The 11,088-nt window shown below is 73.5% G+C and carries 7 protein-coding genes and 1 riboswitch; of the genes, 6 read left to right on the top strand and 1 reads right to left on the bottom strand.

Annotated features, from left to right (window positions below):
- Positions 1-4: 4 nt before the first annotated feature.
- The 5 genes from ACFPL3_RS13490 to ACFPL3_RS13470 all read left to right on the top strand — a co-directional run bounded on the left by ACFPL3_RS13490 (position 5) and on the right by ACFPL3_RS13470 (position 6,066).
- The gene (locus ACFPL3_RS13490) at positions 5-799 is read left to right on the top strand and encodes an SAM-dependent methyltransferase (protein WP_343942262.1); all 795 of its coding nucleotides are present in this window, start codon (positions 5-7) and stop codon (positions 797-799) included.
- Positions 800-880: 81 nt separating this feature from the next.
- Positions 881-986, top strand: a riboswitch (guanidine-I (ykkC/yxkD leader).
- 54 nt (positions 987-1,040) lie between these two features.
- Entirely contained in the window at positions 1,041-2,198 is a 1,158-nt protein-coding gene (locus ACFPL3_RS13485; RefSeq protein ID WP_343942261.1) for an agmatinase family protein, read from the top strand.
- Between the two features lie 9 nt (positions 2,199-2,207).
- Positions 2,208-3,680 (top strand): high affinity choline transporter 1, encoded by a 1,473-nt coding sequence (locus tag ACFPL3_RS13480; protein WP_343942260.1) that lies wholly within the window; start codon positions 2,208-2,210, stop codon positions 3,678-3,680.
- A gap of 291 nt (positions 3,681-3,971) precedes the next feature.
- The gene (locus ACFPL3_RS13475) at positions 3,972-5,087 is read left to right on the top strand and encodes an IS110 family RNA-guided transposase (RefSeq protein ID WP_343942348.1); all 1,116 of its coding nucleotides are present in this window, start codon (positions 3,972-3,974) and stop codon (positions 5,085-5,087) included.
- A 52-nt stretch (positions 5,088-5,139) separates the two neighbouring features.
- Positions 5,140-6,066 carry an LLM class flavin-dependent oxidoreductase gene (locus ACFPL3_RS13470; protein ID WP_343942259.1) on the top strand — a complete coding sequence of 309 codons (927 nt, stop codon included), beginning with the start codon at positions 5,140-5,142 and terminating at the stop codon, positions 6,064-6,066.
- A gap of 95 nt (positions 6,067-6,161) precedes the next feature.
- Here ACFPL3_RS13470 and ACFPL3_RS13465 read toward each other — a convergent pair whose 3' ends face one another.
- Positions 6,162-9,482, bottom strand: a complete 3,321-nt coding sequence (locus ACFPL3_RS13465) for a S41 family peptidase (protein WP_343942258.1) — start codon at positions 9,480-9,482, stop codon at positions 6,162-6,164.
- A gap of 68 nt (positions 9,483-9,550) precedes the next feature.
- Here ACFPL3_RS13465 and ACFPL3_RS13460 point away from each other — a divergent pair, with 68 nt between their 5' ends.
- Positions 9,551-10,801: a PQQ-dependent sugar dehydrogenase gene (locus tag ACFPL3_RS13460; RefSeq protein WP_343942257.1), complete on the top strand. Its 1,251-nt coding sequence runs from the start codon at positions 9,551-9,553 to the stop codon at positions 10,799-10,801.
- Positions 10,802-11,088 lie beyond the last annotated feature (287 nt).

Here is an 11,088-nt window from a genome sequence, read left to right as displayed (position 1 = left end):
CGACATGACCACCGACCTGTCGAAGCTGCCGCCGGTCGACCCCGAGGTGCCCAACGCCGCCCGGATGTACGACTACTTCCTGGGCGGATCGCACAACTTCGCCGCCGACCGGGCCGCCGTGGAGCGGATCACGGCCGTGATGCCCTTCGCCACCCAGGTGATCCACGCCAACCGGTACTTCCTGGGCCGGGCCGTGCGGTTCTGCGTGCGGGAGGGGATCGACCAGTTCCTCGACCTCGGCTCCGGCATCCCGACCGTGGGCAACGTGCACGAGGCGGCGCGGGAGACCACGCCGACCGCCCGCGTGGCCTACGTCGACAACGAGCCGGTGACCGTGGCCTCGGCGGCGGCGCTGCTCGACGGGGACCCGCTCACCTCCATCACGGCGGCCGACCTGCGCGACCCGGACGACGTGCTCGCCGCGTCCGGCGTGCGCGACCTGCTGGACTTCTCCCGCCCGGTCGCCCTCCTCACGCTGTCGGTGATGCAGTTCGTGCACGACGACGCCGAGGCCGCGGGCCTGCTCGCGGAGTACCGCAGCCGCCTCGCTCCGGGCAGCCTGCACGCGCTGTCGCACGTCACCGGCGACCACGACGCGGCCGAGCTGAGCGCCGCCGAGGACGAGTACCGGTCCACCGCCAACCCGGGCCTGCTGCGCACCCGGGAGCAGGTCGCCGCCCTGCTGGGCGACGTCGAGCTCGTGGAGCCGGGGATCGTGGACGTCACCGAGTGGCGCTCGGAGGACATGGTGGGCGAACAGCACCGGGGGATGTGGGCGGGCGTCGGCCGGATCGGCTGACGGAGGCTTTCACGAACCGGTAACGGCCGGCGCGATCACCTGCAACATCACCTGCGTGTACTGATCCGCGACTCACGGAACGTGAGGCGCGTCTAGGGTTCCGCCCCGCTCGCCGGGGGTCTGGTCCGAGAGACGCAGGCGGCCACGCACGTCGGTCGCCCCACGGCGGGACAAAAGCCCGGGAGACAGCTGGTGGTTCCGGCTGCTCCGCGGTCGGTGCCCCCGACCGTGAGGAGCTTCCGTGCACTACCACCCCCGACGCCCCGATCAGACGCCCGACGGTCCGCAGCTGCACGAGAACTACGGCCCCGAGGCGGCGTTCGCGGTGCGCGCCGAGGCCGGCCTCCCCACCACCAAGTGGGACGAGGAGGTGGCCCGCGGTCTCGAGCTGGGGCTCCCCGGCGCCGACTCGATCGTCGACAAGCGCATCCCGACGTTCTCCCGGGGCGAGCTGCCGCACTTCGCCGGCATCAACACCTTCCTCAAGGCCCCGTACGTCGAGGACGTGCGCCGCTGCGGCGAGTACGACGTGGCCGTGCTCGGCGCCCCGTTCGACGGGGGCACGACGTACCGCTCGGGCACCCGGTTCGGACCGCAGGGCATCCGCAAGATCTCCGCGCTGTACGGCCCGTACAGCTTCGAGCTGGGCGTCGACCTGCGGGAGTCGATCACGATCGCCGACCTGGGCGACGTCTTCACGATCCCCGGCAACATCGAGAAGACCTTCGACCAGATCAGCAAGGCCGTCTCGCACGTCTACGCGTCCGGCGCGTTCCCGGTGGTGCTCGGCGGCGACCACTCGATCGGCTACCCGACGGTGCGCGGCGTCGCCCCGCACCTGAACGGCGGCAACCTCGGGATCATCCACTTCGACCGCCACGTCGACACCCAGGAGACCGACCTCGACGAGCGGATGCACACCACGCCCTGGTTCCACGCCACCGACATCCCGAACGTGCCGGCGAAGAACCTCGTGCAGATCGGCATCGGCGGCTGGCAGGCCCCGCGCCCCGGCGTGCAGGTCGGCCGCGAGCGCGGCACCACGATCATGACCGTCACCGACTGCGTCGAGATGGGCATCGAGGAGGCCGCGCAGCGCGCCCTCGACGTGGCGTGGGACGGCGCCGACGCGGTGTGGCTGTCGTTCGACGTCGACTGCCTCGACGCGGCCTTCGTGCCCGGCACCGGCTGGCCCGAGCCCGGCGGGTTCCTGCCCCGCGAGGTGCTCAAGTTCATCCAGATCATCGCCGACGCCCGCCCGCTCGCCGGGATCGAGGTCGTCGAGTGCTCACCGCCCTACGACAACGCCGAGATCACGTCGCTGATCGCCACCCGCGTCATCTGCGACACCCTCGGCTGCCTGGTCCGTTCCGGTCACCTGCCCCGCCGCGCGGCCTGAGGAGCAACCATGATCATCCTCGGTGTCGCGATCAGCGTCCTCGTCGTGCTCGCCGTCGGGCTCGCCGTCGCCCGCAAGGTCGACGGGGACAGCACCAACTTCCTCGTCGCCGGGCGCTCGCTGGCCCTGCCGCTGTCCGCGGCAGGCCTGATGGGCCAGGCCGTCGACTCCAACGCCACGCTCGGCAACACGGACCTCTCGGCCGGCCTGGGCTTCTGGGCGGGTGCGTCGCTGCCGCTCGGGCTCGGCATCTGCCTGCTGCTCACCGGCATCTTCTTCGCCAAGCCGATGAACCGGATGGGCCTGCTGAGCCTGCCCGACTTCTACCGCCGCCGGTACGGGCGCGGGATCGAGCTCGTCGCATCCGTCCTCATGATCTTCAGCTTCTGCATCCTGCTCGCGGGCAACCTCGTGGCGGGAGGCTTCCTGTTCGAGCGCTTCCTCGGCACCAACTACACCGTCGGCGTGCTGCTGATCGTCGGCGTCGTGCTCGCGTACACGATCACCGGCGGCATGTTCAGCGACGCTTACACGGCGTTCATCCAGATGGTGATCACGGTGATCGGCTCGGCGGCCCTGCTGATCTGGGTGGCCGTGACCTACGGGATCACGATCCCCGAGGGCATGGGCCCGTTCGACCTCGGCCAGCTCACCGACTCCGCCCAGGGCGCCCCGATCAACTGGGCCACGCTCGTGGCGCTCGGCATCGGCGACATCGTCGCCATCGACTTCATGCAGCGCATCTTCTCCGCGAGGTCGCCCGAGACCGCGCGGCGCGCCTGCTTCGTCGGAGCGGCGGGCACGGCCGTCGTCGGCATCCCGTACGCGCTCGTGGCGCTGTCCAGCGGCGCGATCCTCGGCGCCCCCGCCGACGGCCCCGTGCTGTTCGCGCTGCTGGAGGGCTACGCCCCCGCGGTCCTCACGATCCTCGTGCTGTCCGCGATCGTCGCCGCGTCGTGCTCCACGGCCAACGGCGTCATCCTCGGCACGGCGTGCGTGGCCGTCCGCAACATCGCCGGGCTCGAGCAGCAGGCCGACCCGGCAGGCGGGCGCGACCCGCTGCTGCGACGCGTGCGGATCACCATGCCGGTCGTGGTGGGCATCGCGATCTTCTTCGCGCTCCGGGTGCCCGAGACCGGCATCCTCCTCACGCTGGCGTTCGACCTCATGCTCGCCGGGCTCGTGGTGCCGTTCGTGCTCGGCCACTGGTGGGCCACCCGCGTCACCTCGGCGGCCGCCGCGGCCGCGATCACCGTGGGCGTGCTGCTGCGGCTCGTGCTCTTCGCGCTGACCCCCACGTTCTACGGCGTCGACAACACGCTGTTCCACATCCCCAACGACCTGATCGGCGCAGGCTTCGACGGCTGGCCGACGCTGATCTGCCCGGTGGTGGCGCTTGGGGTGTTCGTCGCGGTGACCCTGCTGGCCCCGAGGAGGACCCCGTCGGAACCGCTGCCGGCGGCGGTCCCGGCCGAGCGCTAGCGGCCCCGCCGGGGTGCCGGCATGGTGGCTTTGCTGGCGTATTACGCCAGTAAAGCCACTGGGATGATGTTGGTGTCGCTGCTGCGGGTGGTCTGACCCTTAAAGCCACCGGCTTCGTGCCTTGGCATGGATCTGTCGACCCTTGTGGCAGCGGTGTGTGGATTCCGCCGGGAAGACGAGCGGTGACCTGATAGGAGCCTGGCCAGAGGCCCCGTCCCAGTGCTGTCCCGCTCGCCCGTCCCGGCGGTGACCATCCCGTCCACCCAACCGGAGGAGACAGCCGTGACCAGCATGACCGATCCCGCCGCCGGTGACGACCCGGCCCCGGTCACGGGGGTGGTGATCGGGGTCGACACCCACAAAGACCGCCACGTCGCGGTGGCGATCACCCCGCTCGGGGTGCGGCTGGGCCAGACCAGCTGCCCGGCCAGCACCACCGGCTACCGCCAGCTCCATGCGTGGGCGGGCGGGTTCGGGCCGGTGCACGCCTTCGGGGTGGAAGGCACCGGCAGCTACGGGGCCGGGTTGCAGCGTCACCTGCGCGCGGCCGGGCAGGTGGTGTGTGAGGTCAACCGGCCTGACCGGGCCACCCGCCGCCGCCGCGGCAAGTCCGACCCGATCGATGCCGAGGCCGCCGCCCGCGCGGTCCTGGCCGGACACGCCCAGACGAGTCCGAAGGCCGCCGACGCGGCCGTGGAAATGATCCGGATGGTCAAAACCGTCCGCAGCTCCGCGGTCAAGGCCCGCACCCAGGCGATCAACCAGATCCACGCCCTGCTGGTCACCGCACCCGCCGAGCTGCGCGAGGAACTGGCCGGGCTGTCCACCACCCAGCTGATCACCACCTGCGCCGACCTCACCGACACCACCGACAGCACCGACCCGGGCGACCTGGCCGACGCCGCTGGCCTGGCTGATCTGTTGGCCGGCCCGACCGCGCTGGCCCGCCACACCCTGGCCGTCCTCGCGCGGCGCGCCCAGGCCCTGCACACCGAGGCCACCCAGGCCAGCGCCCTGATCGCGCGCCTGGCCCGGCGGGCCGCGCCCCGGCTGCTGCAGCTGTTCGGGGTCGGCCCCGACACCGGCGCCACCCTGCTGATCACCGCCGGGGACAACCCCGAGCGCATCCACACCGAAGCCGCGCTCGCCGCGCTGTGTGGCACCAACCCCATCCCCGCCAGCTCCGGCAAAACCAACCGGCACCGGCTCAACCGAGGCGGAGACCGCCAAGCCAACGCCGCCCTGCACCGCATCATCGTGGTCCGCCTACGCCACCACGCACCCACCCGCGCCTACATGGCCCGCCGCACCGCCGAAGGCAAAACCAAACGCGAGATCATCCGCTGCCTCAAGCGCTACCTCGTCCGCGAGATCTACCAGGCCCTCAACACCCCAACCGCCGCTTGACATCAATAGGAGCGTCCATGCCGGCATTCCGGGGCGCTCCTACGATCAGCCGATGAGGTTCGGGATCGGCATTCCGCAGTTCTACTCCGACGGCGATTTCGACGGCGAGGCGTTCCGCCGCTACCTGCTGCGGGCCGAGGAGCTCGGCTTCGAGAGCGGGTGGACCCAGGAGCAGGTGCTGGGGACGTCGTCGCAGCTGTCGGCGCTCGAGACCATGACCTGGGCCGCCGCGTGCACGCAGCGGCTGCGGCTGGGCTGCGCGGTGTTCGTGTCCACGCTGCACAGCCCCGTCCACCTCGCCAAGAGCCTGGCCACGCTGGACCAGATGAGCCGGGGCCGGCTCGAGATCGGCCTCGGCCACGGGGGCAAGCGGCCATTCGGCCCGTTCCGGGTGGACCCCGAGCGCTACATCGCGCAGTTCACCGAGGGGATCGCGCTGCTGAAGGCGCTGTGGACGGACGAGCGCGTGACGTTCGACGGCGAGTTCTGGCAGCTGGAGAACGCGGGGATGCAGCCGAAGCCGTTCCAGAAGCCGTACCCGCCGATCTGGATGGGCGGCCGCGTCGAGGCGGCCCTGCGGCGCGGGGTCCGGCTGGGCACGGGCTTCTTCGGGGCCGGGTCGTCGCCCACCGCGCGGTTCGCCGAGCAGGTCACCACGGTGCGCCGCCTGGTCACCGAGAACGGCGGGGACGCGGCGGCGTACCCGATTGCGAAGCGGGTGTACGTGCTCGTCGACGACGACGCCGGACGCGCCCGGCGCCGCATGGACGACGCGCTGGCCTCCATCTACGGCGCGCGGATCCCGGCCATCGAGGCCGCCGGCGTGGCCGGCCCGCCCGCCGACTGCGCCCGCGCGGTGCAGGAGGTGCTCGACGCGGGCGCCGAGCTCGTCCTGTTCACGTGCGTGGGCGACCCGGCCGAGCAGATGGAGCGCCTGGCGGCGGAGGTGATCCCGCAGCTCGAGCCGTCCCGGGCGTAGGTACTCCCACCCACCCCACCCGCCCGAATGCCAGCAAGGTGGCTCTCCTGGCGTATTACGCCGGTAAAGCCACCTTGCTGGCGTCTTGGGGGCGGTCACGGGCGCGGGGGCAGCTCCGGGCGCCGTAGGGACGGCCGCGTGGCCGGGTCCGGCGGGCGCACGGCCGGGCGCGCGGCGAGCGCCTCGAGTGCCAGGTCGACCGCGCGCTCCAGCTGCGGGTCGCGTCCTGCCACCCAGTCCTGGGGCCGGACCACCACCTCGACGTCGGGGTCGACGCCGTGGTTCTCGACCGACCAGCCGGAGTCGTCGAACCAGGTGGCGTAGCGCGGCTGCGTGACGCCGGTGCCGTCGACGAGGCTGTAGCGGCTGTCGATGCCGATCACGCCGCCCCACGTGCGCACGCCGACGACCGGGCCGATCCCGAGCCGCTTGATCGCGGCGGTGACGATGTCGCCGTCGGATCCCGCGAGCTCGTCGGCGAGCGCGACGACCGGGCCGCGCGGCGCGTCCTCCGGGTAGGTGGTGGCCTGGCGGTGTCGCGGCACGTCCCAGCCGATCACCCGCCGGGCGAGCTTCTCGATCACCAGCTGCGAGGTGTGGCCGCCGCCGTTGCCGCGCACGTCGAGGATCAGCCCGTCACGCGAGGTCTCCCGCGACAGGTCGCGGTGCAGCTGCGCCCACCCCGGCGCCGCCATGTCCGGGACGTGCAGGTACCCGAGCCTGCCCTCGGACCGGTCCGCGACGAACGCGCGCCGCCCCGCGACCCAGTCCTGGTAGCGGAGCGCGGCGTCGGAGCGCAGGGGCTTGACGACCACCCGGCGCACGGTGCCCGCGTCCGGTCGGTCCGGCCCGGACCGCACCGTGAGCTCCACCAGCGCGTCCGCCCCGGAGAGCAGCAGCGGCGCCGGGCCGTACCCCGGGTCGACGGGCCGGCCTGCCACCTCGAGGATCACGTCCCCCGCCCGCACGTCGACGCCCGGGCCGGAGAGCGGGCTGCGGGCGGCGGGCGCCGAGGTCTCCGGCGGGAGCACCCGCACCACGCGCCAGCCCTCCCCGTCAGGAGCGGGTTCGAGGTCGGCGCCGAGCAGCCCGGGCCGCCCGCCCGGGTCGCCCGCCCCGCCCGACTGGACGTAGGCGTGCGACGTGCCGAGCTCGCCGTGCAGCTCCCAGAGCAGGTCGACGAGGTCGTCGTGGCTGCCGACGGCGTCCACGAGCGGGCGGTAGCGCGCGAGTTCCGCGTCCCAGTCGACGCCCGCCATGTCGGCGACCCAGAAGTGGTCGCGCATCAACCGCCCCGCCTCGTCGAACATCTGGCGCCACTCGGCCGTCGGGTCCACCGTGACGACGATCCGGCGGGTGTCGATCTCGAACTCGTCGGCGTCGCCGGGCGAGGGCGCGTCGGAGCCGGACCGGTCGGTGCGCAGCAGCCGCAGCGTGCGCCCGTCGCGCACGACGAGGCGGGTTCCGTCACCGCTCACCGCGAACGCGCTCACCGGGTCGGCGATGACGTCGAGCTTGCGGCGCACCAGGTCGAACCGCTCCAGCACCGGGCGGTCGGCGCGGTCGTCCGCGTCGGCCAGCGAGTCGCCCAGCACCCCGGAGACGGGGATGCGGTACCAGAGCAGGCAGTCCTTGCCCGCCTGCATCCCGCTGTAGCGGGCCGCCTGCACCGGCACCGGCACGACCCGGGCGGTGAGCCCCTCGACGTCGACGACCACCTGCGGCGGCGCGTCGTCGTCCTTCTTCTCCTCCTCGGCCCGCTCCTCGTCCTCCCCGGGCGCGGGCAGGTCCGTGTTCTGCTCCTCCCCTGGCGTCACCGGGCGCCCGTCCGGGCTCGCCCCGAACGGGGACGGCGTCCGCGCCGCGAGCGGCACCAGGAACGGCCGCCACGACGCGGGGAACGTGAGGTCGAACGCGTGCTCGTCGTAGATCGGGTCGAAGCTGCGCCGGGACAGGAACGCCAGGTACTTGCCGTCGGAGGTGAAGACGGGGTCGGTGTCGGCGAAGCGGGGCTCGGTGACGGCCACGAGCGTGTCGTCGGCCATCCGGACCATCATGATCCGGGACAACCCCGCCTCCGCCGGGTCGCTGTAGGCGAGCCAGGCGCTGTCGGGCGACCAGGCGAGATCGGTCACCTCCCGGTCGGCGCCCCGGGCCACCTGCCGCAACGCGCCCGCCGCCACGTCGAGCACCAGGAGCCTGCCGTCGTGCGTGGCCAGGGCCACCGCGGAGGCGTCCGGGGCGGGCGCCAGCTCCAGCACCCGGCCCACCTCGCCCGCGCCGAACCGCCGCAGTGGCTCGGCGCCCTCGGCGCGCTCGTCGAGCGGGGCGATGCAGACGGCGTCCTCGCCCTCGGCGTCGTCGATCCACACCGCGCGGTCCGCCCCCAGCGGCCGCGCGAGCCGGGCCCGCACGCCCGGCTCGGCGAGCAGCGTGCGCGCCGGGCCGTCGCGGTGGGTGAGGCGGTGCACGGTGCCGCGCACCAGCGCGATGCTCGTGCGGCCCGTCTTGTCCGGGGCCGCCGAGGTGAGCTCGGAGGCGGTCGACACCCGGTAGGGCTCCCGGCTGCGCCGCGGACCGCCGAGCCGCACGTCCAGCCGCCGCGGCTCGGCGTCGAGCGCGTCGAGTATCCACAGCTCGCCCGCGGACTCGTAGACCACCCGCTGCCCGTCGGTGCTCGCGTGCCGCACGTAGAAGGCGGGCGTGCCCGGGCCGCCGTGGTCGGTGTGCCTGCGCAGCCCGGTGCCGTCGGCGGCGAGGGAGTAGACGTTGCCCCAGCCCTCGTGGTCGGACAGGAACGCGATCCGCAGTTCCTCACCGCTGCCGACGAGCATCGGCGAGCTGAGCTGCCCGTCGAGGTCGGCCGCGAGCCGCTCGAACTCCCCGGCCCCCTCGCGGTCCCACCACAGCTTGCCCGCGGTGCCACCGCGGTAGCGCTTCCACCACGCCGGCTCCCGGCCCATCAGCGTGCTGACGAGGACGGTGGGCCCGCCCGCGGCCGACGCCACGTCCGACACCGGGCCGTAGGGCAACCGCCGCGGCGTGCCACCGCCCGCGGGGATCGCGTAGGCCCACGCCCGCCGCGGCGACGCCTGACCGGACGCGCTCGCCGCCAGCACCTCGCCCTCGGGCGTCCAGTCGAGCGACTGCGCCCGCGGATCACCCCAGTACGTCAGCCGCAGGGCCCCGCCACCGTCGACGTCGCTCACGCAGACCTCGGGCGCCCCGTACTTCCACGACGTCCACGCCACCCGCGTGCCGTCCGGGGACAGCCGCGGCCGCGCGACCGGCACGTCGTCGGCCGTGAGCCGGTAGGCGCGGCCCCCGGCGACGGGGGCCGTCCAGACGTCGTCCTCCGCCGTGAACACGATCGTGTCGCCGTGCAGGTGGGGGAAGCGCAGGTAACTCGGGGGCATGACCGCGACCGTATCGAGTGGTGCCCCGCCTACGGCACGTTCACCCCGGCGGCGGGAGGATGGGCGGCATGTGGGGGTTGTCGCGGGTGACGGGGCCGGTCCGAGCCGCTCTGGTGGGCGTCGCAGCGATCCTCGGCGCCACAGGCTGCGCCACCGCGGAACCCACCCCGGGCGAGGCCGCCGCCCCACCACCGCCGCCGGTCGCGCTCACCTCCACCGCCCCCGCCCGCACCGGCGTGCCCGAACTGCAGGTCGAGCTGGTGGCGGGCGGGCTCTCCCACGTCTGGGACATCGGCTTCCTCCCCGACGGCCAGGCCCTCGTCACCCAGCGCGACGGGCGGATCGCGCTCCTGTCCGGGATCGGGCCGGGCGCCACCGTCCGCCCCGTCGACGCCGACCTCACAGACGTCCACGTCCGCGGCGAGGGCGGCCTGATGGGCATGGTCGTGCACCCCGACTTCGCGCAGACGCGCCGCTTCACCACCTGCCAGACCCACACGCAGGACGGCACCCCCACCGACGTCCGGCTCGTCACGTGGCAGCTGTCGGCCGACGGCGCCTCGGCCACCCGCGTGACCGACCCCCTCGTCGGCGGGCTGCCGATCAACTCCTCCGGGCGCCACTCCGGCTGCCGCCCCACGATCGGCCCGGACGGGGCGCTGCTCGTCGGCACCGGCGACACCGCCCGCGGCGCCGTCTCGCAGGACCTCAACTCGCTCGGCGGCAAGGTGCTGCGCGTCGACCTCGAGACCGGTGAGCCCGCCCCCGGCAACCCGTTCGCCGACGCGCAGAACCCGGCACAGCGTCTGCTCTGGACCTACGGGCACCGCAACGTGCAGGGCGTGGCCGTGCGGCCGGGCACCACCGACGTCTACACCGTCGAGCACGGCCCCACCGTCGACGACGAGGTCAACGTCCTGCGGCCGGGAGGCAACTACGGCTGGGACCCCTCGCAGGGCGGCCGCGTGGGTGGCTACGACGAGTCCGTGCCGATGACCGACGTGGAACGCTTCCCCGACGCCGTCCCCGCTGTGTGGAGCTCGGGCAGCCCGGTGGAGGCCGTGTCCGGGGCGGCGTTCCTGTCGGGCGGGCAGTGGGGCGACCTGGACGGCGCGCTCGCCGTCGGCGCACTGCGGGGCGAGAAGCTCCTCCTGATGACCCTCGGCCCCGACGGCGCCGTCGCGAACGTCACAGTCCCCGAGCCGCTCGACGGCACCTTCGGCCGGCTGCGAGCGGTGCGGCTCGGGCCGGACGGGGCGCTGTACGTCTCGACCTCGAACGGCACCGACGACCAGGTCCTGCGGGTCACGCCGATCTAGGCTTCCCGCGGCGCCATCACCCGGTCATGATCGCCGGCTTGGCGCGTTTTCCGACGCCTCGCGTCGGGCTTTGCGCCGGAGCAACGATCATGCGAATGGTCGCTCCCGAAGATCATCTAGCGACCATTTCCCCTTGATCGGCGACCCCGCGGCCGCAAATCTTGCCCATGATCGCGTTGGCGCATTCCCGTGTCGATTAGAACCGACCGCAGGTGGCGCCGCGCGCGTCCACCGGGCAGGCCCGGCCTACCCCCGCAAATGCCCGGGGGGCCGCAGAGGCTCACCGG

This window comes from Pseudonocardia zijingensis, from assembly GCF_042657305.1.
Classification (GTDB): Bacteria; Actinomycetota; Actinomycetes; order Mycobacteriales; family Pseudonocardiaceae; genus Pseudonocardia; species Pseudonocardia zijingensis.
Note: the sequence above shows the minus strand (reverse complement) of the source record. Positions and strands in the feature narration are given on the sequence as shown.